25 protein-coding genes are annotated in these 25629 nt (G+C 41.3%); 5 read left to right on the forward strand and 20 right to left on the reverse strand.

The genetic code is table 11. The annotated features are described in order from the left end of the window. Window positions 1–36: 36 nt before the first annotated feature. The 3 genes from ACM0OY_RS14730 to ACM0OY_RS14740 all read right to left on the reverse strand — a co-directional run bounded on the left by ACM0OY_RS14730 (window position 37) and on the right by ACM0OY_RS14740 (window position 2644). Window positions 37–627, reverse strand: coding sequence for a TIGR02281 family clan AA aspartic protease (locus ACM0OY_RS14730; protein ID WP_414569585.1), 591 nt, complete (start codon window positions 625–627; stop codon window positions 37–39). A gap of 576 nt (window positions 628–1203) precedes the next feature. Continuing rightward, entirely contained in the window at window positions 1204–1986 is a 783-nt protein-coding gene (locus tag ACM0OY_RS14735; protein WP_414569659.1) for a nucleoside phosphorylase, read from the reverse strand. A gap of 58 nt (window positions 1987–2044) precedes the next feature. Then, on the reverse strand, window positions 2045–2644 hold the full coding sequence (locus ACM0OY_RS14740; protein ID WP_414569586.1) for a macro domain-containing protein: 600 nt from the start codon (window positions 2642–2644) through the stop codon (window positions 2045–2047). A gap of 387 nt (window positions 2645–3031) precedes the next feature. Here ACM0OY_RS14740 and ACM0OY_RS14745 point away from each other — a divergent pair, with 387 nt between their 5' ends. Further along, window positions 3032–4816, forward strand: a complete 1785-nt coding sequence (locus ACM0OY_RS14745; RefSeq protein ID WP_414569587.1) for a diguanylate cyclase domain-containing protein — start codon at window positions 3032–3034, stop codon at window positions 4814–4816. A 209-nt stretch (window positions 4817–5025) separates the two neighbouring features. Beyond that, window positions 5026–7068, forward strand: a complete 2043-nt coding sequence (fusA, locus tag ACM0OY_RS14750; protein WP_414569588.1) for an elongation factor G — start codon at window positions 5026–5028, stop codon at window positions 7066–7068. Window positions 7069–7154: 86 nt separating this feature from the next. Here the strand turns inward: fusA and ACM0OY_RS14755 are convergent, their stop codons facing one another. From ACM0OY_RS14755 to rph, 5 genes are all read right to left on the reverse strand, one after another. After that, window positions 7155–7898, reverse strand: a complete 744-nt coding sequence (locus ACM0OY_RS14755) for a 3-oxoacyl-ACP reductase family protein (RefSeq protein ID WP_414569589.1) — start codon at window positions 7896–7898, stop codon at window positions 7155–7157. A gap of 33 nt (window positions 7899–7931) precedes the next feature. Next, entirely contained in the window at window positions 7932–8669 is a 738-nt protein-coding gene (locus ACM0OY_RS14760) for a M50 family metallopeptidase (protein ID WP_414569590.1), read from the reverse strand. 241 nt (window positions 8670–8910) lie between these two features. Further along, window positions 8911–9789, reverse strand: coding sequence for an FHA domain-containing protein (locus ACM0OY_RS14765; RefSeq protein ID WP_414569591.1), 879 nt, complete (start codon window positions 9787–9789; stop codon window positions 8911–8913). 194 nt (window positions 9790–9983) lie between these two features. Beyond that, window positions 9984–10706 (reverse strand): 6-phosphogluconolactonase, encoded by a 723-nt coding sequence (gene pgl / locus ACM0OY_RS14770; protein ID WP_414569592.1) that lies wholly within the window; start codon window positions 10704–10706, stop codon window positions 9984–9986. A 538-nt stretch (window positions 10707–11244) separates the two neighbouring features. Further along, a complete protein-coding gene (gene rph / locus ACM0OY_RS14775; RefSeq protein ID WP_414569593.1) occupies window positions 11245–11991 on the reverse strand; it encodes a ribonuclease PH in 747 nt (248 codons plus the stop codon). Window positions 11992–12014: 23 nt separating this feature from the next. Here rph and ACM0OY_RS14780 point away from each other — a divergent pair, with 23 nt between their 5' ends. Beyond that, complete coding sequence (locus tag ACM0OY_RS14780) at window positions 12015–12245, forward strand: hypothetical protein (RefSeq protein WP_414569594.1); 231 nt, start codon at window positions 12015–12017, stop codon at window positions 12243–12245. Here ACM0OY_RS14780 and ACM0OY_RS14785 read toward each other — a convergent pair. Beyond that, window positions 12234–12857 carry an adenylate kinase family protein gene (locus ACM0OY_RS14785; RefSeq protein WP_414569596.1) on the reverse strand — a complete coding sequence of 208 codons (624 nt, stop codon included), beginning with the start codon at window positions 12855–12857 and terminating at the stop codon, window positions 12234–12236. The genes ACM0OY_RS14780 and ACM0OY_RS14785 overlap by 12 nt on opposite strands. A gap of 343 nt (window positions 12858–13200) precedes the next feature. Between ACM0OY_RS14785 and ACM0OY_RS14790 the strand changes: the two genes are divergently transcribed. Next, window positions 13201–13737, forward strand: a complete 537-nt coding sequence (locus ACM0OY_RS14790) for a P-loop NTPase family protein (RefSeq protein WP_414569597.1) — start codon at window positions 13201–13203, stop codon at window positions 13735–13737. A gap of 156 nt (window positions 13738–13893) precedes the next feature. Here the strand turns inward: ACM0OY_RS14790 and ACM0OY_RS14795 are convergent, their stop codons facing one another. The 4 genes from ACM0OY_RS14795 to ACM0OY_RS14810 form a co-directional block, all read right to left on the reverse strand. Beyond that, window positions 13894–14364: an XRE family transcriptional regulator gene (locus ACM0OY_RS14795; RefSeq protein ID WP_414569598.1), complete on the reverse strand. Its 471-nt coding sequence runs from the start codon at window positions 14362–14364 to the stop codon at window positions 13894–13896. A gap of 84 nt (window positions 14365–14448) precedes the next feature. Then, complete coding sequence (locus ACM0OY_RS14800; RefSeq protein WP_414569599.1) at window positions 14449–15171, reverse strand: dCTP deaminase domain-containing protein; 723 nt, start codon at window positions 15169–15171, stop codon at window positions 14449–14451. 27 nt (window positions 15172–15198) lie between these two features. After that, window positions 15199–15750: a deoxycytidylate deaminase gene (locus ACM0OY_RS14805; protein ID WP_414569600.1), complete on the reverse strand. Its 552-nt coding sequence runs from the start codon at window positions 15748–15750 to the stop codon at window positions 15199–15201. Next, window positions 15750–17246 (reverse strand): thymidylate synthase, encoded by a 1497-nt coding sequence (locus ACM0OY_RS14810; protein WP_414569601.1) that lies wholly within the window; start codon window positions 17244–17246, stop codon window positions 15750–15752. The genes ACM0OY_RS14805 and ACM0OY_RS14810 overlap by 1 nt, the downstream gene beginning before the upstream one ends. 281 nt (window positions 17247–17527) lie before the next feature. On the opposite strand from ACM0OY_RS14810, the gene ACM0OY_RS14815 reads away from it, so the two are divergent. Further along, window positions 17528–17743 carry a chlorophyll a/b-binding protein gene (locus ACM0OY_RS14815; protein ID WP_190876056.1) on the forward strand — a complete coding sequence of 72 codons (216 nt, stop codon included), beginning with the start codon at window positions 17528–17530 and terminating at the stop codon, window positions 17741–17743. 171 nt (window positions 17744–17914) lie between these two features. On the opposite strand, the gene ACM0OY_RS14820 is transcribed toward ACM0OY_RS14815, so the two are convergent. The 7 genes from ACM0OY_RS14820 to ACM0OY_RS14850 all read right to left on the reverse strand — a co-directional run bounded on the left by ACM0OY_RS14820 (window position 17915) and on the right by ACM0OY_RS14850 (window position 25628). Then, window positions 17915–19261, reverse strand: a complete 1347-nt coding sequence (locus ACM0OY_RS14820) for a hypothetical protein (protein WP_414569602.1) — start codon at window positions 19259–19261, stop codon at window positions 17915–17917. 172 nt (window positions 19262–19433) lie between these two features. Then, window positions 19434–20864 (reverse strand): protein kinase domain-containing protein, encoded by a 1431-nt coding sequence (locus ACM0OY_RS14825; RefSeq protein ID WP_414569603.1) that lies wholly within the window; start codon window positions 20862–20864, stop codon window positions 19434–19436. Between the two features lie 8 nt (window positions 20865–20872). Then, window positions 20873–22468 carry a PP2C family serine/threonine-protein phosphatase gene (locus ACM0OY_RS14830; protein WP_414569604.1) on the reverse strand — a complete coding sequence of 532 codons (1596 nt, stop codon included), beginning with the start codon at window positions 22466–22468 and terminating at the stop codon, window positions 20873–20875. Between the two features lie 82 nt (window positions 22469–22550). Then, window positions 22551–23192: a vWA domain-containing protein gene (locus ACM0OY_RS14835; protein ID WP_414569605.1), complete on the reverse strand. Its 642-nt coding sequence runs from the start codon at window positions 23190–23192 to the stop codon at window positions 22551–22553. Between the two features lie 133 nt (window positions 23193–23325). Next, complete coding sequence (locus tag ACM0OY_RS14840) at window positions 23326–23826, reverse strand: CAP domain-containing protein (protein WP_414569606.1); 501 nt, start codon at window positions 23824–23826, stop codon at window positions 23326–23328. 31 nt (window positions 23827–23857) lie between these two features. Further along, window positions 23858–24913, reverse strand: a complete 1056-nt coding sequence (locus ACM0OY_RS14845; protein WP_414569607.1) for a TerY-C metal binding domain-containing protein — start codon at window positions 24911–24913, stop codon at window positions 23858–23860. 91 nt (window positions 24914–25004) lie between these two features. After that, complete coding sequence (locus tag ACM0OY_RS14850) at window positions 25005–25628, reverse strand: OmpA family protein (protein WP_414569608.1); 624 nt, start codon at window positions 25626–25628, stop codon at window positions 25005–25007. Window position 25629 lies beyond the last annotated feature (1 nt).

Consider the following 25629-nt stretch of genomic DNA (forward strand, 5'->3'; position numbering starts at 1 on the left):
TTGCCTGTTCCCTGCCTCTACGAGTAATTTCAAAAATCAAATACTAGTCCTATAGCGATGATGAAATTCCACTTCTTTTTCTAAAATCTTGATATCATAATTCCCAAAAAAATCGTGACCTAGTAGCCCAATATCAGCTTGTGGAGCGATCGCTACTTGAATATTATTCGCTACAACTCCACCTACTGTAATCGATTTGACTTTACTGGTTGAAAATTGCACTTCACTGCCATCAGCAATTTTGGCTTGTATAATACCTGTAGATTTCAGTTGCAAGCTACTTGCCATATTTCGAGTAATCACAGTAGCACTAGCACCTGTATCTACAATCATTTCAAAGGTTTTTTTATCGTTGAAAGTGACATCAACTATAGGAGTTCCACCAAAGCGGCGTTTGATGGGAACCCGAAATACTCCGTCCTCTGAAGATGCATCTGAAGGTGTAGCGGTGGTACCACCACAAAGCCTTGCCAATCTAACAGTTTCACCAGAAGAGGTTACCATGAAACACGTTCCTGGATCTCCAATTGATGCCTGATTAAATAGTACTAAAAATAGTAGTGTCGGCATGAGTGCAACCGCACTTAAATTAATAGTTTTAATTCCATGCCTCCAGACATTATTCATATTATCTTAACTCTCCATTTTTGGGATATTTATTAATATCTCAACTACTAAAATAGAATTATTTATAGTTTTTACTTTTATATTTTTACTTATATTAGCTAGAATTACTGATTGATAAATTAAAGATTAGATAAAGACATGATAAAACTACTGAGAATGGATTTACAGCGTATTTCAGGTAAATGAAGTAAACCGATAGGGGTACAACATAGACCTGCCTTGAAAATAGGGACTGGGGATTGGGGACTGGGGACTGGGGAAGAAATATTTTCATTCCTTCGTTGTGCTCGCGTAGCGTGCGCTTTGCGCTCACCGTGTTGATGGAGTGTCTTGAAAAAGTGCCTAACACCCCACCCGCAAGCTCTTAGGGGAGCGTTTGCTGTCTTCAAATGCGGGGTGGGGTTCTTTATTTTTGATTTATGCAAGAGATCTCATGTTGTACCCCTACAATTATCTCTACCTCACTCCTTTGTAATTTGCTGTATCAAGTAAATAGAAAATGGGGAGATGGAGACCAGAAGAGAAGTTAAAGTAGTCTTTACCCTCTACCTCTTATGCCCAATGTCTACTCCCTTATTAATTAGCCGATTCAAATGTTGCTGCTGCATGTACAGCAGTGGCGATCGCATTTTTAACAGCAATATCCCTCTGTTCTAAAATAATATTTTCACTAACAGTACGTCCAGCGACTACACCGCAAATAGCTGCTGCGGCAAAATTATATACACTTGCCATTTTAAACAGCGTGCCGCATTCCATCTCATAATTCAAAATATTTAATCGCCGATATTCTTCTGTAATACCATGCAGCGATCGCATTAAATTTGGATTTGCCGAATCAGTGCGTTCTTGTCCTTCATAAAAAGTATCAACTGATGCCGTAATTCCTAAATAGTAGTCAACCTCTAATTCTCGCGCGGCTTTAACTAAGGCGACTGTCAAAAATGGATCGGCTGCGGCTGGATATTCCACAGGCGCAATATCATTTGCTGCACCTTGGCGACACAATGCTGCACTGCTAATAACAACGCTACCGACATTTATATGGGGTTGAATGGAACCACAAGTTCCAATGCGAATAATTTGCCGAATTCCTACTTGTACTAACTCATTTACAACAATACTTAATGAAGGCGCACCCATACCACTAGTAGCTGATAAGATGGGGCGACCATCAGGTAAAAATCCCAGATAGCTATTGAGTCCGCGATTTTCTGACAACAAGCGTACATCTTGTAAATAAGTTTGGGCAATCAGACGCGATCGTTCCGGGTCGCCAGATAATAGGGCTATGCTGGGAGGCAATGAACCTAAATCATCTTGTCCAAAACCAATGTGATAGAAGTGTTTATTTGGCATAGCGTTCAGAGTAGCGATCGCCCCAGCAGGATAACACGCCAGGGCGTTCTTTAAGACTTTACCTAGAATCACCTCCTTCCCATATCTGAAGTTGTCTTTCGGCTGCAACTATACAATTGAGATGCTTGGGTGGATACAAAAAATGATCGTAGGCTAAAGCCATCTGTCTAGCAGCCTCAGTATATGGGACTCGTCCTATTCCTGTACCCAATCCAGGACAGGCAATGGTATTAATTTTTTGCTTGGCCTGTTGATTGTGATGCCGAACTGCTAGCAGCATTGCCCACATTGCTATATAAGGAATATCTGTCCCAGCAACGATCATGGGAACTCGCATCGTCGGTGTATGAGCCAAAAAATGATGTTTGTGATGACCTGTTTCCACAATCATAGATGTTCCCACAAGCTGTTCACCCAAATAATCCTCAAGAATACGCTGCTGCACTCTTGCCATCAACGAACGACCAAAAAAACGGATAATAGCAGCATCTATGCCACCATCCATCATTCCAAAAGAGTTCGCAGGGCTGACCAGACAATCAAAATCTGGCAACCACTCGAAATAGTTATTTACTATTTCTACATTGGGTAAGTAATTAAAATTCTGTTGAAAGGCTGCACACAACAATGGGTTGGGAGCTACCAATATCAGTTTCAAGCTTTTATTTCCTCCGCTTGAATACCTATTTTAAACGTCAGCTAGGGGAAGCATCAACAGTTTTTCTGTATTATCAGTCTTTTCTTCTATATCTACTTTGTTTCTTGTGCAGTACTGCTTTACGTAATAATTGTGGTACTTACAACAATCTGATTATCTCATTGACGAAATCTACGTATTTTTAACTTGCTCGGAATCGGACTAGAATACTAATAAACAGCAAGTATTATGCTTGATACTTTAATTGAATCTTTTCACATAATAATTTGTAGCAGAGTTAGACTTAAAGAAAGGTTTCGTATAACTTAATATAAAGTAAAAATAATTAAGTAAATATAGCGTTTACTTCCATCTTTTTGTAAGTAAAATAATTTAAAATATCTTTTTATGTCAGACACAATTTTACATAACATCGCCAAACTATCTGTTGATTTATTGTGTAAATTTTTAGGAAAACCTAGTGTTAGTGATTTAACAACTCAATTAAATGAAAAAAACGTTCAAATTCAGCAACTAGAAGAGCAAGAAAAGGCGCTTTATAGAGTTATTAGTAAAATCCGAGCTTCTTTAGAGTTAGAAACAATTTTTCGTACAGCCACTAAAGAAACTTGCAAGTTACTCCGCGTCGAGCGGATTGCCGTCTATCGTTTCTATAAAAACTGGGGTGGAGAATTTGTCAACGACTTTGAGTTTGCAGAGCCTGGATGGGATGATGTAGAGACATTAGGAAAAAATACAGTTTGGAATGACTCTTATCTACAAGAACATCAAGGAGGACGTTATCGTAATAATGAAATTTTAGTGGTTTCAGATGTCTACTCAGCAGGCTTGTCTTCATGCCATTTAGAAATTTTACAACAGTTCCATATTCAAGCTTATGCAACTGCACCCATTTTTGTGGGAAAAAAACTGTGGGGAGTACTTGCCGCTTATCAGCACTCACAGCCACATGAATGGCAAAAATTAGAAATACAGTTTCTGTCTCAGATTGCAACGCAGTTAGGGTTTGCAGTTAAACAAGCAGAATTGTTAGCTCAAGCAGAACAAAAAGCGGCTGAACTGCATAAAGCGTATCAGCAGCAGGAGATTCTGTTTAATTTAGTTGCTGAAATTCGTGAATCTCTGAATTTAGACACTTTGTTTAAGACAACTGTGCGAGAAGTTCGTAAAGCTCTCCGTGCAGATCGCGTCGGGATCTTTCAATTTGACCTTGAATCGAAGTATACCTCTGGTGAATTTGTCTCTGAGAATGTATTGCCTGATTACGATTCGGTGATTGGCATAAAAGTGAAGGATCATTGTTTTGGTGAAAAATATGCAGTTCCTTATCACCAAGGGCGTATACAGGTATTATCAGATATTTATCAAGCTGGCTTACAAGATTGTCACCTTATACTGTTAGAGCAATTTGAAATTAAGGCGCAAATTGTTGTACCTCTAATGGAAGGAAAAACTTTATGGGGATTACTATGTGTTCATCAGTGCGGTTGCTCACGCGAGTGGAATACGTTGGAAATTAAATTTATCCGACAATTAGCGGCTCAGTTTAATGTCGCTTTAGAACATTCCGAATTATTAGAGCAATCCCGCTTTCAAGCTAATCAATTAGCTCAAGCGAATCATGCTCTAGAACTAGCAAATTCCAAATTAGAAAAACTTAGTAAGCTAGATGGTCTAACCAAAATAGCTAACCGTCGTTGTTTTGATGAATTTTTAGAACGAGAATGGAATCGACTAAAACGAACTGGGAATTATTTATCTTTAATTTTATTTGATATTGACTATTTCAAAGATTATAACGATTCTTATGGACACCTAGCAGGGGATGAATGCTTAATACAAGTTGCTCGTGCAGCACAAATTGTGTTAAAGCGTCCTACGGATCTCCTAGCTCGTTATGGTGGTGAAGAATTTATTGTCCTTTTGCCAAATACGAACGAATCAGGTGCTATTAAAGTAACTAACTTAATTCATAAGTCTATTGAAAATTTAAAGATTTCTCATACAAAAAAGAAGAATTATCAACATTTTGTGACCGTCAGTTTAGGCGTGGCAACTCAAATACCAACAGCTAAAAGTTCTGCTCAAGAGTTAGTTGATGCAGCCGATAAAGCTTTGTATAAAGCTAAAGAACAAGGACGCAATAGGTGGGTTTGTGCTGCAAAATTCTAACAGGTTGTTTGTTGACTAAGAATTTTAGATTTTAGATTTTAGATTATTTCAGTACTCCTTTCCTGCGGAACGCTACGCGAACCCAGAAGCAAGCTACATGCCCCGCCCGAAGTCAACAGTCTTTTCTTTTTGCAATACTACATATATAATACAAAATATATCACCACTACAATGGTGACTATTTGTCGCTAAAACAAAAAGGAAATTTTATGATTCCCCGAGAACGCGTCCGCAATATTGGTATTTCTGCTCACATCGACTCTGGTAAAACTACTCTATCAGAGCGAATTCTCTTCTACACAGGCAGAATCCATACTATTGAGGAGGTGAAGGGAGGCGGCAAGGGTGCAACGATGGATTTTATGCCGGAGGAAAAGCTACATGGTATTACCATTACCTCGGCGGCGACCACCTGCCAGTGGCATGATACCCAAATAAATTTAATTGATACACCAGGACATGTTGATTTCACTATTGAAGTAGAGCGTGCCCTGCGGGTACTGGATGGGGCAGTGATGGTGTTGTGTGCCGTGGCGGGTGTGCAATCCCAGTCCATCACAGTGGATCGGCAGATGAAACGCTACCGTGTGCCGCGTTTGGCATTCATCAACAAGATGGATCGGATGGGTGCAAATCCGTTTCGTGTAGTACAGGCAATACGCGATCGCCTGCAATTAAATGCTGTATTACTCCAATATCCCATCGGCAGTGAAGACCAATTCCAAGGTGTGATTGATCTGGTGGAAATGACGGCTCACTACTTTGAGGGTGAAAACGGTGAAAATTGGGTAAAACAGCCAATTCCCGACACTCTTGTAGAAGAAACACAACAGGGGCGGGAGAAATTGCTAGATGCTTTGTCGCTATTCTGTGAACCGATGACCGAGATGTTGTTGTCAGGTAAAGAGATTCCCCAAGAACTGATTTGGCAAACCGTCCGCCAAGCAACCTTGAGTTTAGAACTGACACCGGTACTACTGGGTTCAGCATTCAAAAACAAAGGAGTGCAAAATCTGTTGGATGCGATCGCTCTTTATCTACCATCTCCGGTGGATAGGGACTGGGGACTAGGGGATAAAGGGACAAGGGAAATAACCAATACCCAATCCCCAATACCCAATACCCAATCCCTAATCCCTAACCCCGATGCTTCCTTAGTCGCTTTGGCATTCAAACTCACCGTTGAATCTTTTGGACAGTTGACCTACAGCCGTATTTACTCTGGGACATTAAAGCCCGGTGATACTGTCTATAACTCCCGTACAGGACAACGGGTACAAATCGGTCGCTTGGTGAGAATGCACGCCAACAAGCGCGAAGAGGTTAAAGTTGCAATTGCTGGCGATATTGTTGCCCTGTTGGGTGTAGATTGTGCATCTGGTGATACATTATGTACCGGGGAACTAGTATCCCTAGAAAAAATGTTTGTGCCGGAACCAGTGATCACCCTGGCAATTACGCCCAAAAAACAGGAAGATAGCGATCGCCTTTCCAAAGCACTCAACCGCTTTCAACGGGAAGACCCCACCTTCCGCTTGGGCATCGACCCAGAATCAGGAGCAACTTTGATTTCTGGGATGGGTGAACTACACCTGGAAATCTACTTAGAACGGATTCAACGGGAATACAATGCTGAGGTTTATGTTGGTACTCCTGCCGTGGCGTACCGAGAAACCATTGGACAAAAAGCTACCTTTGACTACCGACTGAAAAAACAATCAGGTGGCCCCGGTCAGTACGCTCATGTTACTGGTTGGATTGAACCGACAGATGAACCATTTGTTTTTGAGAATCGGGTAGTTGGGGGTGCGATTCCCAAAGAATACATCCCGGCGTGTGAGAAGGGTTTTCGGGAGGCGATGCAATCAGGAAAGCTCTCAGGCTATCCGGTGACCGGAGTTAAAGTCGTTTTGGAGGGGGGTTCTGATCACCCCATTGACTCTTCAGAATTGGCGTTTCGGTCGGCTTCCCATCAAGCACTTTCAAGTGCGATCGCCAAAGCCAAACCCTACATCCTCGAACCAATTATGCTTGTAGAAGTGGAAACACCAAACGAGTTCATGGGCAGAGTTCAGGGTGACCTTTCCTCCCGTCGAGGTTTGCTGTTGGGTTCCGAGACAATGCAAGGATATACAGTGATTAGGGCAGAAGTACCGTTAGCGCGAATGTTTGGGTATTCTACAGACTTGCGATCGTTGACTTCTGGTATGGCTACCTTTTCAATGGAATTTGCCTGCCATAAACAGTCCTGAATCCATATTCGCAATTAGCATCTTGAATTAGTTTAATTTAGGGACACAGAATAACTGTGTCCCTTTCAGTAGGTTGTAAACTAAGATTAGGCTGTGAAACCGCCGTCAATCTTCAAGCTTGCGCCGGTGACGAAACCAGCTTCGGCACTGGCGAGGTAGGAAACCATGCCAGCGATTTCGTCGCTGTGGCCGTAGCGTTGGAGGGCGGTCATACCTTTAATATTGTCGGCAAAGGAGCCGTCCGCCGGGTTCATGTCGGTGTCCACTGGGCCGGGCTGGATGTTGTTGACCGTGATGCCGCGAGGGCCGAGATCGCGGGCAAGACCACGCGTGAAACTAGCGATCGCACCTTTGGTCAAAGCATAAACGGAGCCGCCAACAAAGGGCACAAGGTCGCTGTTGACGCTGCCGATGTTGATGATTCGTCCGCCCTCACCCATGTGGCGGATAGCTTCTTGGGTGGCGACGAACACACCCTTGATGTTAACTGCAACAAGTCGGTCAAAGTCCTCCAGGGAGAACTGGTCGATGGGGGCTAAGGCGGCGACCCCGGCGTTGTTCACGAGGATGTCGAGACGACCAAAGGCTTTCACAGTCTCAGCGACGGCGTTTTTTACCGCTTCGACATCAGCACTATCAGCACGTATCGCCAGGGCTTTTCCACCGGCCAATTCGATCGCACGCACTACCTCGTCGGCTTTTTGTGGCGAACTAGTATACGTGAGGGCTACGGCTGCATCATCGTCCGCCAGACGTTTGGCGATCGCTGCCCCTAAACCACGGGAGCCACCAGTGACCAATGCAACTTTCCCTGTAAGTCTTTTTGCCATGATTGGGTTATGGGTCTAAATATACTATTATGCTCAACGATAGGCAACGCGGAGGCTTTGGACTAAAATCACCGCAGATGCGATCGCCATTAACCCACCCCAAAACCAATAAGGCAAAAGCAAATACCGCTGCATTTGTGCTGTATCTGAGAGTCCAAGGGGGCCAGCAGAGCTACTAAATAAATAATCTAGTTGATGGTATGTACTTACACAAGCTTGTACACCCAAAAATTGAACAGTAAACCCTTGTACCCAACGAGGTGCTTTCAGAGAGATACCCAAAATTATTAAACCCAACAATGGAATTGCCATCAACCCAAACCAAGAACGCACCCAAATTAATGTAGAAAATAATAAAAAACTCCCCAAAATTTTCAAACTCAAGGAAGCTGTTTTAAAACTGCGGGAAGCCAGAATCAAAGCTGCGCCGGCAAGAGGTGGCCCCATTGGGCCTGCTGCTGCAACCAAAGCCGGGCCGATTGGCCCCAATGATGACCGAATACCATAAGTTGCAACACCGGAACCATCGCTAAAAATCTGCAATTTTTGAAACTGTCCTCCTAATAGGAGTGCCATTAAGCCGTGACCCATTTCATGAAACCAAGTTGCCAAGATTGTAAATGGGTATAAGATATAATCTCCTCCGGGAACTTGCCATAATAAAGCAGTAGCGATCGCCGCAGCAACTAGCCATTTTAGCCCCATGCGTTCAACAACTGCCGGAGCTTCTTTTGTCAGCAAGGTTTCAGAATTTTTGCTTGGTTCTTTCATAGATAACTCAATTTTAGATTTTAGATTTTACCCACGCATTAATCGGGGGCATTTATTCCAATAGTATTAAAGTTAATACTCCCCAGAAAGGGGAGTTACTACACAGCATTTAACTACCTAAACTGAACAACATAGTTATCCATTTCTTGTCTGATGCCGTTGATTTGTTTCTTCTCCAAAATGGATGCCGGAGGATGGGCAGAAAACATCTAAACTGAGGTCACAATTGATGGAGAATCAGTTAAGCAAGTTGAAACAGGAATGTCATCAAGTCTCCTTTGCCCAAACTAATGCGATCGCCTGGTCGCAAGCGGTGACGATTCCCCGATGAGAGGGGCAAATTATTGATGTAAGTGCCATTGGAACTTCCCACATCTTCTACATAGTGAGCGTCTCCTTCGACGCGAATATCTGCATGAATGCGGGAGACAATTTCTGAATTGGGAAATCCTGAAACATCAACATCTGGAGGAATCCGGTCATTGGGCTTGCCGATATGAATCACAGAGAGATTTTGCGGCAATTCAATCAGCGTATCCGTTTGAACGTGGACTAGCCGCGCATTCACCTGCTGCAATTGTGTTCTGGCAGCAGTTACCGTTGGTGGTGCTGCTGGTAGGGGTACTTCAGCTTGCTCTTGGGGTGCTGGTTCCAAAGGTGGTGGTGTTGGAATAGCTTGGCTAGATACCACGGGTTCAACTGCGACCGTTGGCGGTGGTGTTGGGGGGCTGTTTTCTGTAACAGATGGCTGTGGCGGAGTTACAGGAGGAGCCGCCACCGCTGTTGGGGGTAAAGATGATGTAACAGGAGGATGGGAGTTAGGAGATCCGTTAATTCCCAAAGCATCTGGCTGTAAAAGTTCTAGAAGGGGATCGGGTGTAACTAACGGCGGTACTTCCACGGACATATCGGGAGTCACTGTTGCAGCCACTGGGGCGTGAACGTGTGGAACTGCTGCTGAGTGCAAGTTATAGCCACACTGACCACAAAATGCAGCATCTGCCTGCACTGTTGCCCCACAACTGGGACAGTGAGTAGTTGCTGGTAACGGCGTATAACAAGCTTCACACTGGACAGCGCCGTCAGGATTGGGATGATTGCAATTAGGGCAGACGATCATCGATTTTAGCCTTTGTTCAAGATCATCATAAAATAAGGTAAGACTGGCAAGCTCCAGGGCGGCCTTAGCTATCGATTCTAGCAATTACTCCTGAAGAGATGGGAGGACGCGGGGACGCGGGGAATAGAGAAGGGAGAAACTATTTTGATAATTTCACCTCGTCTGTGTGTCTCTCACTCCCCGCGTCTACTTTGCTAAGGTTGGAGTTCCAAACCGGCTGCTACATCCAGCAGCCACCAAAGTTCTCCTTGGGGCTGAATTAAACGGGATGGGTAAGTGAAGTCATCGGCTACAGGTGCAAAGACTTGCGCCAAAGCTGGTCTTTTGTTAGCACCAGCAACCAGGAATATCACGCTGCGAGCAGAGTTGATGAAGGGGTATGTGAAACTTATCCGCAGGCTTTCGTTTTTGTTACCAACAGTAACCAAGCGATCGCGTACTTTGAGAGCCTCTGTGTGGGGAAACAAAGATGCGGTATGTGCATCATCACCCATCCCCAGTAATATTACATCCAACATGGGAAACTCCGCCCCAGAAGAATTAAAAAATTCTTTTAGATGCTGTTCATACTTAGCAGCAGCTTGAGCTGGGTCAGCTTCTAAAGTCGGTACGGGGTGAATGTTAGCAGCTGGGATATCAACATGATTTAGCCATGCACGACGCGTCATCAGTTCATTGCTATCGGGATGATCCGGTGGTACATAACGTTCATCCCCCCAGAATACATGAATTTTATCCCAGGGCAATTTTTGATTGGCCATCGCTTCGTATAACGGCTTAGGTGTACTGCCGCCTGATAAAGCGATGGTAAATCGCCCCCGCTGCTCAATGGCAGTTTCTAACTTGGACAGAACTAATTCTAGCGCTCTTGCAACCAGCGCTGGCTGATCCGGTAGAACTTCAACCGTTTTGTTCATAGCTTCATCATCATATTGCTGGCTTCCAGCAATACAATACCGAACTTCTTACAATCCCCCTTTTGAACTTTTGAAACATTTAACATAGCGTTGACTAATGACTGGGAAATAAATATTTTTCTGCCCTCGTTGTGTGATTTATCATAAGAGCGTCTACCTTAGACCTCTTGCAAAAGTAACTTTTGCAAGAGGGGGGAAAGGGAAAAGGTTAAAGGGAAAAGGGTTTTTATTAGCCCTTTCCCCTTTACCCCTTACCCTTTTCCCCACTTCTGCAAGAAGTCTCTTGAATAAACGTAGACGTACCTTATCGCCTTCACAGTTAAGTTCTCAGTAGTCAGTTGTACTAACTACTAACGACTCTCATGATTATTATTATTGACATCCAGTTACTTCATACTTGGTTGATTGACACCTGATGGGTGAAATTTATTAAAAATTAACAAAAATTTGTAAAAATAATTAATTACTTGATTTTGGGTAGTAGGATAGCGCCATTGTCCTACCCTACTGTGTATTTTTCAGTAGCAACAATGATAAATTATAAATCGCCCACAAATAGATCTTCCCAGTCAGCGATCGCTTCGCGTTGAGCGATTAACAATTGCTCAATTCCTTTTTGGGCGACATCTAGCAGCTGATTCAACTGATTACGGCTAAAGCTACCTTCTTCAGCTGTTCCCTGAACTTCAATGATTTCTAAATGTTGATTCATCACCACATTAAAGTCTACTGTTGCAGCCACATCTTCGATATAATTTAAATCTAAAAACGGCTCTTTTTCCAGTAATCCTACGGAAACGGCTGCTACCTGTCCACACAGAGGCGATCGCTGCAACGTCCCCTGCTGCAATAATTTAGAAATGGCATGAGCTAAGGCGACAAAAGAACCTGTAATTGCTGTGGTTCTAGTTCCGGCATCAGCTTGCAACACATCAGCATCCACAGTCAGCGTATATTCTCCTAGTACCTCAAAATCCAATGCTGCGCGTAAACTACGCCCGATTAAGCGTTGAATTTCTTGCGTCCGTCCAGATAATTTCAGTAATTCCCTTTCTTGCCGTTGTTGTGTAGCAGATGGTAACATTCGGTATTCAGCAGTTAACCAGCCTTTACCTGTTCCTTCCAAAAACCTAGGAACTCCCTTAGTGACGCTGACGGTACAAAGGACTTGAGTATCGCCGCATCTTGCGAGAACAGAACCGGGAGCAAAATGGGTAAAACTGGGGTAAAAGCTGAACGGACGTAGTTCGTAGGGAAGACGACCGTCTGGACGCTGCCAAGCCATTGGAGTTGCCTCAAGATTTTTAAATGGAATACTGCCTTAAGGTTACCTTAGTGGGGTATTGGGTATTGGGCATTGGGCATTGGGTATTGGGCATTGGACATTGGGTATTGGGCATTGGGCATTGGGCATTGGTTATTCCCTTTATCTCCCTATCTCCCCATCTCCCTCATCTCTGGAAAGTTCTGATGGTCGGAAACCTCCGCTCAGACTTCTCTCCTCATCCCCATGCCCCATCCTCATCTTTAAGGAACTGAAAGCAGAGTCAAAATATTTTGCAACACCATCTCTGGTGACTGGTCGCCGTTGACGGTTAATAGGCGGCGACGACGGTCGTAATATTCTAAGATGGGGATGGTGCGATCGTAGAATAATTCTACACGACGCTGTACGATTTCCGGTTGGTCATCTGGTAGCGATCGCCCCAAAGATCGGCTAACCATCACTGCTTCTGGAACTTGTAGATAAATCGCCCAATCTAGTTTTTGCCCTAAATCATCCAATAAAAAATCTAATTCTTCAGCTTGAAAAGCAGTGCGGGGATACCCTTCCAACACCCAAGCGCAGTTAATATCTGGTTGTCTGAGGCGAATTCGGATCAGTTCAACGATGGTTTCGTCTGGAACTAATTCCCCTTTTTCTACATATGGCCGTGCATGGTAGCCTAATTCATTCAGGCTAGCGTAAACAGAAAGATAAGTCCGGGAATCGGTTTGCGACCATTGGAAGTTCTGCAACGGCTTGTCACCAGATATGGCTTTCCGTAAAATCTCACCTGTAGAAATTAGAGGAATATCAAAGTATCTGCAAAGCCTTTGTGCTTGAGTGCTTTTACCCGATCCTGAACCTCCCAGAATCACTAATCTCACAACAATTCACTCCTCATCGTGTCAAATTTACTACTTTATAAGTGTGTTTTGTGCAAATAATCGCAAAATCCAATATCTAGGGACTTTCAGCCGCTATTTTTAGCCTTTTTAAGTGATTGTAACTGTAACTTATTTGTTATCATTTTTACGAATAATTTCAGAGAAAAAACTAAAATTTAAATCAAAATGACTCTTGACTTCAGCACAAAGGTAGTGTTTGACTAAGAATGCAATTTGCCCAAACCACTGCACCTGTGAAAAACAGATTGATTATACAGGCAGATTCCGAATAACTAATCCAAGTAATAATCTGTAACTTATTGTAACTTTTTGAACTTTACCTATGGTCGCACAGTTAGAAACACAAAGTATAAATTCAACCCTTACCTTACCATATCCTGTTGAAGGACTAATACAAGTTTTTACTAGTTCTCATCGTAATTTTTTTACGAGCGTGATGGCTCAAGCACTGAGAATCGCCGGACAAGGAACGCCAGTGCTAATAGTGCAGTTTCTTAAAGGAGGTATTCGTCAGGGACAGGAACGACCTATACAATTAGGACAAAATTTAGATTGGATTCGCTGCGATCTACCTCGTTGTATTGATACACCACATCTCGACGATATAGAAAACCAAGCTTTACAAAAACTGTGGCAATACACACAACAGGTAGTACATGAAAGTAAGTATTATCTCGTGGTTTTAGATGAGTTAAGTTTAGCGATTAACTTTGGTTTAATTCTGGAAACGGAAGTTTTAGCCTTTCTGGCAAAACGTCCTCCCCATGTCGATATCATTCTCACAGGGCCAGAGATGCCAAAATCTCTGTTGGATGTAGCGGATCAAATTACAGAAATCCGCCGCAGTCATCGACCCTAAACAATCAAGACCTAATCGACTTGCTCAAAAGGTGATACCATGTCCGCCTAATCACTTATCAAAAAAACTCTCCGCGTCCCCGCGTTCCCGCGTCTCTGTGTCAGTCCTAATAATAAGTCTTCAACCGGACATGATATGAATTGCTACTGGTAGTATTTAAGTGGAGGAAAATGGCTCTAATGAAGATTTTTGTTTGTGCTGTTGTCTCCACTGTTTCAAAACACTCTCAAGTTGAGTCAAAGCATCTTTATAGTCTTGGAACTCGATTTCAGAAAATAGAGTAGGTATACCACGAGGAAATCTCGATATTACTTTACCTTTTTCGTAAAGTAAAATAATTGGAATAGCATTTGTCTCTGCATATGCTAGTTCCATCCCAACACCTAGTGAAGCATAGCCAACATAGGCAATAACTAAGTCAGATTCACTTACTTGGTATTTATCATTTTCAAAAACTTGGCGAGGACTGATATGAGGGTGATTGATGGGGTCAGTCTTGAGATGAGGGACGTAACTCTGAAATTCTATTTCCTCACACAATAACCCAATAGCTATGTAGAAGTCTTTAATTGAATCTAAATTATCAATGCCTGTTAACGCGCCAGATATATATACGCGCATTTTCATTTGATTCATACTCTTCAAGTACAACAAAATTATATGACTAATTTATAATTTACTGCTTGCATGTTCTTTCAAGTTAAGCAATATCTATTTTGGCTTTAATATCTCAATTATAATAGGGCTAACCACAGCGAGGAAGGCAGCCAAAGACGCGCCCAATGCAGCATCTTTAAAAGAAATTTGAAGACCAACAAATGATACTACGAGGATGAAACCCACTACTAAGCCAATACGAATTCTATCTTCTGCTTTTTCTTTTCCTTTCTTGATCTGGGTTTCTTTTACTTGTCTATCTCTTTCTTCCTTTGCTATCTCTAGCAATCTTTCCCAAATATCATCTCTATCCTGAGGCCTTACAAGAGGTACTTTTGATTCAGATTCCATTTTGTGGAAGCAAACTGTACAGAAGGAATCTCTAAAACGAAGCTCTACAGAACTATCTCGGTAGTTACTTACCGAAATTAATAGTTTGCCTGTCCATCCTGGATCTATTGTCGTAGAAATATGAGATAAACCGTAAACAACAGCTTTTGAAACCATTGCATGTATCGTAGCACTAACTTCCTTAGATAAACTGACTGATTCCAGGGTTTCAATAACTACCGTGTCGTTAGGTTGAATCTTAATATACTTCTCTTTTTCTATATCAATTTCACACTTATTTTTCCAAGAAAATCCTTTTAGCCCTACTCTAAAATCATAACCAACAGGAGTCAAATACTTTTCCTCAAAAGGATCTATATATATTCCTTGCGTTGGATTATTTTTTCTGTTTTCTAATTGTTGTTTAATATCTGTATCGCTCAACATAGTGAGTAATTATGTTTTGATATGAGTTTATGAATTTTGTACAATGTCAAAACTGACGACAGATGTAGAAGATAGTAGGAACGAGGCTGCTCTTTTTGCTGTAGGTTCAGAAAGCTTAACTTGCTTGAGCTTAACTAGACCTTCATTAACAAAGGAATCTCTTACCAAGGCTTTTTCTGCACCATTGAAAGGAGTTTCATAAAAAATTTCCTTAATCCCTGCGGAGATAATTAGCTTTAAGCAAGACAGACAAGGTTCCAATGTGACGTAAATACTTGCACCATCTGTAGATATACCATGTTTAGCTGCTTGGGCGATCGCATTTGCTTCCGCGTGTACAGCCCTTGATGGTAAAGTTTTACTAGCATCGCAGCTACTTAACCCTGGATAACAGTAGCCCTGAGCCGTACAATGGACTGAACCAGATGGTGAGCCATTGTAACCTGTTGCCACTACCTGTTTGTTTTTCACAATCACAGCACCTACTGGAAAAGCCAAACATGTTGAGCGAGTTGCTGCAAGTTTAGCCAACATTAGAAAGTATTCATTCCATGTTGGTCTTTGGTCATCACAAACCATTATTTACTATCCTGAATGTATTTAGTGCCTGTTTTTAAACACTCAGAGGCTCTCTGTAATTCCATTCCCAAATACCCGGCATGATTTGGACGTATTGAAGGCGAAGCAGCACAAATCTCTCTAAGTAATTTCAAGACATCTTTACCAGAATAGCAACTTACAACCTCACCGCTACCGGGAGTTGTTTGTGTAATAATTATTTTGTTTTCTGTAATCTCGATTAAAAAATTTCCTGCCGGATCATGGTAATCTACTGTTCTACAAATAGTGGCATACTGTTGGTTAATCAATTGCTCGGCGTTACTCCAAGTATCATCGTAGATATGAGCAGACTGACTAATAGTTATCAGTGGTCCCATTTTTAATTCATATTGAGAATGGTTAGAAATTTCATTTTTAATATGTTGTTGCAAAGCTCTTAATCCCATTGCATTTGCAGGCCAGGCAGCAAACATATCATTACTTCTGAGAGTAGCAGTTAGTGATAATTCATTATCAACCACTCTCAACCAAATGTGATTTAGGCAAGGGCTACCACCTTTGTCATGGTCTTTTACATCCCATATATTCATCACTGCACTTGCAGCATCAATTTCTCCAATTAATTTCTCAATCACTTGTTCAATTTGATCGCGTCCAAACCACGAACGTAAACGTTGACCATATGTATATTTCAACCCTTCCCTGAATGGTGCATCATCTAAAATCTGTGAAATGTATTCTTCAAGAAAAGGACGGTCAATTGGTAAATAATTTGGCTCAGGAAAATAAAATTCAGCAGGCTCATCGGTAACAATTGCCATCAAATCAATTAATTCTTGCCATTGCCCATCATAACCAGTTGGTCTAATTGTTCCTGTTGTCTTAATCCTATGAATGATTTTTACCCAAGTTTCAGCTATGGTCTTACCTTGTATTCGATGTCCGTAACGTGGTCCTGGTAAAACAGTTGGCTTAACGATAGACATAGGAAATTCTAACGGTGAACCCCACGGTTCAAGTGCTTCCAATTCGGCATAAGACTTAATTACACTAACTGCTTGGGCAATTGATGTGACTTCTGTGTACTCTACAGAATGACGTAGTTTGTTTAGCGTATTAAGATCAATTTCAATATCAATATAACCAGGAATAGTAGAGCGAATTACCCAGGCTTTACGTCCAGTATCGCTAACAGATTCTTCAACGCCATTATGAAAAAAGTCGAGCAAGCATTGACATGCCCCAGCATTCTTGTCTTCCTTTGTGGCGTTGACAACAACTAAATAGCGGACGTGAGGATTCAACAGCAAATTGCGAACTAGTAAGTTTATCCCCCTTGTGGGCGAGTATAGTTGTCCAATCACAGCATACTCTTGGGGTTGCAGGTGTTTAGCGATCGCCTGTTTCACCGTCCATCCTGTAATCACCGCTGTTTGCGCATGTCCATAGATCAGCTGGTTGGGCTTGTGCTGTGCTTCGTAACGAAATTGGGTTATTCGACCCGTTTTTGTCATTGTTGGTTGTAAGTCAAACTTGAATAATTTACCATTCAATCACACTTAAGGCTAGCTGTGAAAGTTGACTATTGAAATTACACCTGAGATGAAGGAAACACTACAAGCGATCTGTTGAACAGTTCAATCTCTCACAAAGATCATAATCGCTATTTCCCTTGCTATGGCTAGAGTTATGCCCCCACAAATACTTCTTCCACAGCTTGATCGCAATTTATACTTTACAAATTTTAATAAACTTGTTACACTTCTTTACATAAGAAAAAACAAAGGATAATCAAATGCGTACAACTGCTGCCATAATTGACGATCAAGGCAAACTGAACAACTTTGCGCTCGAGCCAAAGGTTTATGTAGACGAGCAAGGCGATCGCACTGGCTTCACGACCTATGCAGAACTACTCAATGGTCGTTTAGCAATGATTGGTTTTGTTTCTTTGATAGCATTAGAAGTCTTAACAGGGCACGGGATAATTGGTTTTTTGACAAGTCTGTAATAATTGACTTGTGTAAAGTAACTTTTAACAAAAATAAGAGACGGGAAATATCTCGTCTCTTAATTTTCGTAGTTTGTCAACAAAGTAAAGCTTCTAACCGAGTTAAGTATTTTATTTTTTGCGATCGCAAAACTTTTCGGTCTACTGATATTGCCAACCTCAACAGGAACTCTAAGTTTGACTTGACGAAGATTTGTGTTTAAATATAGGATTAATGGCTGGCGATCGCTGTTGTTCTTCACCAGACTCAATCGAAACATCCTCGGGGTTTTCCGAAGGTTCGCTAGCACTAGGCTGAGAATAATTAAAAATAGAATTTGGTAAATTAGAACTCTTAATACGAGATAAAGGTAGCTCGGATACTTGCTCTTGATTGGATATAGTCTGTTGAGTTTGGGAATCTGAGTTAGATATTGTAAATGCGCCACCTAATTGTGATTGTTTTTTGATTTCACGAGCTGGTTGCGGCGGTTCTTCTAATCTGTTGTTTTCTGGAACTGCCAAGAAAATTTCATTGTTAGGCTTGATTTCTCTCTGAATTTTATTTACCCGTGAAGATTGGTGTGGTTGGGTTTTCTCCTGATTTGCGATCGGTATAATATTACTTTTTATAGATAGTTCATTTTCTATGTTTTCTGTGTCTGTCTGGTTCGTCAAAAGTGGAATCGTGTCAACAACAATAGCGCATTCTTCTGGTTTCCAAACGATGCAGTTCTGAATTAATAAAAGTTCTGCATTTGCTTCTGAATTAATATATGCAGTTAAGGTGATACGTCTTTTCAAAGATGCAGAAACGAGAAAAATACTACCATTAATATAAGTAGATGGTGAAAGTTCCTCTAGATAAAGTTGAATTTCGTTGTCACCAGGAGTTAGGTTGCGAGGTGTAAATTCTAGTCCCGATATCTGTGATTCAATTTTACAGGCAACTGGAACAACAATCCGCAGCCGTAAATTGTACTCTGTGCGTGGTGCTAGTTTGCCAAGATTCAGCTGGCTGGGATACTTCCACTCCCCTTCTTGTTCTGGTAATCCCATTGCTGTTCCTCGCACTTCAACATTATCAAACTCTAAATTCTGTCCTGAATTGACCAGAATTGCACAATAATCTCGTTGACTACTAATAGTTTCGCATCCTGTGACTTCTATTCTCAGATTTTTGAGGATAACTCTATCTGATTGAATAGATAGTACTGGCCCGGTGAGTGCCCAAATAGTTGCACCTTGACCGTCTAAAGTCAGAGGATGATTGATGATTATTGGGCCTGGGTACTCTCCATTGGGAGGCCACAATGATAGGATTGCACGATCGCCTAGAGTATTAAGTTGTTGTTGCAAAGATCCAATCCCAGTTACCGCAGACTGCTCTTGATATTTAGATACTGCAACATTTTCTTGCTTAAAATTGTCAATTACCAGCTCTTGTGTTGCAGGTTCTGGAGATGATTCTACAACCTGCTGCTGTTCTATGCTTGACTGGGAAGATTTGCCCAGTAATTGCTTAATTAGTTCAAACATTTAGTTATTACTCAATTAGCGATCTATGGCAATCCTATTTTAGTTGTGAAAAATATCAGTGGTGGCTGTTGACACTCAACAGTCAACAGCCTATATGCAAGATTTCACTTTCTCATTAAGGACTGGTATATACACTCCAATATAACTTACCCAAATTGGCAAATTTTTATACCTAAATCATTTCTACTTCAACCATCCTACCATGAGGGTCTTGAGACAGCTGGAACCTAATTCCATGCTTTAATTCAATAGCTTGCCCTGGCTGTCCTGGTTGAGGAGCAGGTGCTACTATATTACCTCCAGGAGAAGTTAGTGAAGTTAGTTGTTGGTTAATCATCAGCCATTTATTCTCATGAAAAACAAAGTATGCTTGAGGAGTTCTGTCTGCTTCTTCACCTGGAAAAATATTATCAAATGCGTGCCATTTATACAGATAAAGATTATTGTAGACAACTAATTTAGCATCTACAGCCCATTGACCAGGACGACGTTGTACAAGTAGGTTGAGAGTAGGTATACTGCCTTTAGGTTTTGAGCTACAAAATGGGCATTTGAGATTATTTCGATCGTGCAAAATAAACGAATGGCTAGGACAATAATTAGAATTTCCACATGGAAAAAGTAGATCCCATGTTTTGATTAGACCTTTTTCCCATTCAATAGCTGCGGGTCGGTCTTGAGGGGATTGTAACCCTTTAACAAAAGCCCTTTCAAATAATTTACTTAAATGTGGTCCTAGTGCAGTGTATGGTACTTTCAAATCGTTGGGACGATTTGATTTATCAGTAGGGTGTTCAATAAACAATGCCTTAGACCCCATTTCTAAGCGTTCTTGTTCTTCGGAAGAAGACGCAGGATATGTCTTGGGGCCTTCTAAAGGGTGTCTGCCCAATAGATACTGGTAAATCAGCACTGCTAAAGCATGTTGGTCAGTAGTTGCTGATGGATGTTGTCGTTTTGGGTCTTGGAGTGGTAGATGAATTGTCGCTAATACTTCTGGTGCAATGTATCCCCTTGTCCCTAACACATCTGGCGGGAACAAACCAGGAACAACTAATGAGTCAATATCAATGACAACACATTTCCCGGTAGTAGGGTCAATCAACACATTTTTATTTGATAAATCAGAATGTGCTAGTCCTGCTTGGTGTAAGCGTCTAACAGCCCGTGCTAAAAGTATGCAAATTTGAAAATATTTAATCCAAGTTCCTCGTTCTGCTTCAGGTAAAAGTGGACGCAGTTTAGGTCTAACAAACCATGTACTTTCCTTTTCTTTACCTACCAAATTACCTTGTTTAAAGAAGTATTCGGCTGGATAAGCAGGAGTGATAATGCCTAAATGTGGTTGAACTACAATTCCTGTAGGCCAGCAAAATAGGTTCTGAAAATAGTCGCCATTTTTAGCGATTGTGGGATTGAAACTACTTAAAATTTTTTCTAACCGTAACCGTCGATTAATATCAGAATCAGCCTGAACATCTTTGTAGAAGCAAATTACCGATTTTTTATCAGCAGTGAAATAAACTTGCTTCATAGCACCTTCGCCAATCATCTCTGGGAGATACTCAATAGTGTTACCGTCTGCCAGGGTTGCTTTTGCCATTTGTGCTCCTACCGATAAAGAATTACTAATGTGCGATCGTCGAATGAACCTCGGCGATAGTAAGAATCAAGCCACAGTCGCAATTTTTTTTCTGGGGGCATGTTATGGCACTCTTGGTACATCTGCCCTGCCAAAGTTCCTGCTGCTAACAAAGCCGTAGAAGCTACAACTTCCTTAAGCTCTTTACCCAATACTGTGGCATAGTTCTTAACAGAAGCAATGTTGACTTCTTTCGGTTCATCTGTTGTGTCAGGGTCAAGAATTCTTTCTTCTAGCAGGAAGATATCTTTGACATCTTGAATACTTCGTGGCGGATTTATATTTTGTAGCTCATTTTCAATCTCTGTATCTTGCGGCTTGGTAATTGGAATTACTTGATTGAGAACCAAATCTCCATAAAGTTCCAAAATTCCAGGATCGGATGGGAAGTAGTCATCTGCTACACCATCAGTCATGACCATTAAAGCCTTAAGGTCTCCAGCAAATACAAATGTCTTTTGTACCAGATTTGCTCTCTGTAGCTTGTTTTTAGATGTCAAAAACTCAGTTTGTCCCCCGTATTCACCGCTATCTGGCTTGCCTAATAAGGTAAGCCTATTTTCACGAGATAAAGCTGCTAACATCCCATCTCCAATCTGACAGCTAAGGATTAAACTATATTTTTTTTCGCCAGCTTGAACAGTAGTGTGTACTGCGAGTAATAGGGTAGCTGAAAGGTCGTTTACTTCGAGTTTGCGTTGTGTAGCAGCTTGCTCAACGTCTTTGTAAGCTTCTTGTATTGCTTGGTATAAATCATTTTGAACAGACTCAATATCTTCTCCTGAAAATACCCATTTTTCATCTCTAGTTAAAGACTGGAGTAAATCCTCTTTTTTATCCCATTCTTTGATAGAGTAATTCTGAAGTTTTTCTGCTAGGTATTCTACAGCCGCTTTACAGGAAGCCTTAGCACCAATCCGAGAGAACTTTTTAGAACCAGCGCCATCAGATACAGCAACAATTGTCCACTGACCACTAGTCTTAAACTCAAACCAATCATCACAATTAGTGCCTTGATGTTTGTGTGCTTTCCCTCGCACTCGTGCGCCAATTATATTTAATTCCTCTGGTGATGTGCCAGATTTACAGTCAAATTCACTATGCTTATCTGGTACTTCTTCTACTGGAAGATAATTCCAATTTGCAGTAGCGGGTGTAGGAGTTTGTTGAGGAGATTCACCATAATTTGGGGCTGAGAAATTGATTGAGGATTCTGGTTCTGTAGATGTTAAAGCTTCACGGATTGCATTGCGGAGAATGTAACGGACTCTTCTCTGTAATTCAATATCCTGAAAAACCTTGTCATAAATACATTTTCTCCACATTAAATCAAGAAACTTGATGCCGTCTCGTTTTTCCAAATTATCAAGACTCAGCCGTTCTGCAAACATTTGAATCGATATCTTTCCTAAAACATTACAGACTTTAGCAATCTGTTGTTGAAAATTGGGATCTTTGACAAACTTATTCCAGATTTGTTCGTATTTATCGCAGTGTGGTTCAAGATAAAGTTTCCAAGAAATAGCATCAATTAAGTTTTCCAATTCTTCGTCTGCTGTACTCATAATTGTCACCCCGCGACATTCTTTGTGAATCTATACTTTTTCTGGTAGCACCTGAGCAGGTGCTACCTAGAAACAAATACTATTAAGGTATGATTTGAATTTGGGGTGGTGGTGGTGGCAGATTTACTGGTGCGTTGTCTGCCATTACTTGCGCTACACTTTGGGATGTTTGTTTAATTGACTGTGATACCCACTTAAAGAAGGCCTTGAGGGTATCTGGCTGGAGGTCATTGAGCTTAACAACGATTTCTGTAATCTGTTTGAGTGTATTCTCATTTGCATTGGAACCTGCTGCACAAGCAATAATGTTCGCAGGCTTTTTCTGCTTTAACTCAGATGCTGCTTGTTGCCAAGTGTCAGTCGGCTCTCCATCGGTCATCAGAAACACCAAGGGTTTCCAATCGCCTTTTTGTGTTTCGTTGGCTTTTTGAACTTCTGTATCAAAACATTTACCTAAAACTTTGAGTGCTGCACCCAATGAAGTAGCACCGCCAGCAAAAAGGTTGGGAGGTTGGAATGCTGTAAGTTCTGTAAGGGGAGATAACTGTTTAGCATCACTTTCAAATGTGATGACTGACAAATACGCTGTCTCTATGGCAAAAGGGTCATTATTTAATTCGGCAATTAGGGCCTTGACTCCTTGATTAACTGCCTGAATGGGATCGCCATTCATTGAACCAGAACAATCTAGTACCAGATAAACTGGTAGACGACGTGATGTCATTTTTTCTCTCCTGAAATTATTTTTAAGTCGGTTTTCTGCGATTACTTTAGCTACACTCTTTATCCAAATTGAATGTTTAGAATTTCGGATTGTAATACAGGATTACATTAGAAATCGCTAAGAATTTCTCTAATCAGCAGAAATTTTGAGTGATGTAGACTTGATTACGCTCTTGAGAAACTGCAACTCCTATACCCTCTTTGTCATAAGTGGCTGTGAGGATATTTTGTCGATGTCCAGGACTAGACATCCAACCCATAACTGTAGATTTAGCTATGTCAATTTGACTCGTCCAGTTATATTGAGGAACTCCATTATAGTAAGTGACTGAACTGTATAAATGGCTCATAAAAATGTTTTCAGCTATGCCTTGGGTGTAGTAATTGCCATAGTTTTTTCGACAGGCATAACCACCAGCATTTCCTCTATCTGTAGGGGTTGTTCCTTCTGGAGTTTTGTGGCTAAAGAAATTTCTGATTGCCATATCTTGACTATGTTGGCGAGCTATGTTTGAAAGCTTAGAGTCAAAGGTTAATAATGTCAGATTATACTGCTGTCGCTCCTGATTAATTAATTGATGAATCTGCTGTTCTAAACCAGAAATGGATATTACAATTTGAGGAGAATTTGTCACTTTTTATTACCTGCGATATCCTATTGATGTCTTATCCCCGGCCACGTCCGACATCGAAATTCTGAGCAGCATAGGTGTCAGTTGTATTGCACCAAGGACAAGTCAGAGTTAGCGAACCTTGATACTCAGGGCAACAATGAACATGACCCTGAGAACACATAGCCCATAATTGGTTACTACAATAAGGACATGGTTGAAAATCTTCTAATTGAGTTGTAGAAACTTGTAGACCTTGGCCATTCTCCTCAAATTCAAATTCTTTGACGGCATGAGTGGCAATAGCTTTATAAATATCTTGACTATTTCCCAAACCGAAAAGCTGGTCACGATTCCCAGATTTGACATACCTCAGCAAATAGAAACCGCTATTTTTAACACATTTAGCATGGAGAAAAATCTGACGCTCTGATGTTATTACCTGAGCTGGCTTTCCTGGTTGCGGTATTTCCATGCAATCTTCAGGCAATCTTGGCAATGCTACTCCCTGCTCTGTTGCAGTTTCTATCCTCTCACTGGCGACTGATACAGAAGCGGAAATCCATTTAAAAAACTTGGCGAAGGTATCTGGTGTAGCTTGTTTTAAAACTATTACTGTTTCAGTAATTTGCCGTAACTTTTCGGTGTCTGCATCAGGGCCGCAGGCTACAGCAATTACATTTGCTTTCTTGCCTACAATTGTAGTTCTTACCTTTTGAGCAACATTTTCCCAGGCATCTGTCGGTTCGCCATCGGTCAGAATGAAACAAATTGGTTTGTAGTCACCTTTTTGTTCTGCTGTTGTTTTCGCTACTTCCCGTTCTAAACACTTTTGCCAAATATCTAAAGCTGCTCCTAGTTTTGTACCCGATCCCAATCTCAGTTGGGGCACTTGAAATTTCAGCAGGTCTGTTAGAGGGATGACTTGCTTGGCTGTACTGGCAAATGTAATCAGGCTAATGGCAACGGTTTCTAAAGCCATAGGATTAGTTCGCAACTCATTAATCATGGCATTCACACCATTTTGTAGTGCCGTGAATGCTTCACCTGCCATAGATTCGGAGCAGTCCAGTAGTAAATATATTGGTAAACGGCGCGAGTAGTTAGACATCCTGTTTGCTTTTTCTAAGTTGTGAAAATGGAATTGCTAGTTAAGCAGTAGATACAGCTGATGAAATATTCAGAAAATCATGAACAAAATATTAATTTTGCACAGTCAAATAAACTTCCACACGTCGATTTAAAGCTCTACCTTGTGCTGTACTGTTGTTAGCTAGGGGTTGAGTCTCACCAAATCCTTTAACTTGGAGTTGATAGCTATTATCTATGCCAAGGTTTTGCAGAATCTCAGCCGCTTTTTGGGCCCGTTTTTGGGAAAGGTTTTGATTATATAATTCAGCACCTAAATTATCGGTGTGTCCTGTAATGATGACTGTGCCATTTTTCCCCTTAGCGTTAGACCATAAAGATTGAATCTTTGATATGTCTGCTGGCATTAATTCTGCCCTGTTGAGGCCAAAATTAATTATTAATTTTTGCTTTTGTGTTGCAGCCAAAACTTGGGGTGATGGGGGATTTGTTGACGGATTCAAATTTCTTGCTCCCTGTGGAGCAATAGTTATTTGGGCAGGCTTTTGCTCGGCGACAGGTGTTTTATTTACTAAAAAATAGGCTAATATACCTGTGGCGATCGCTATTAATCCTCCTAATAACCATAGGGTTTTACCAGCAAGTTTTCTTTGGGGTGGAACAGGAGGCGGTGGAACAGGAGTCACTTGAGGAGAATTTGGATCGGCCATCACATAGATTTCATCGTTATCTTCCATG

Origin of the sequence: Nostoc sp. CCY 9925 (assembly GCF_963920935.1) — a bacterium.
Taxonomy (GTDB): Bacteria; Cyanobacteriota; Cyanobacteriia; order Cyanobacteriales; family Nostocaceae; genus Nostoc.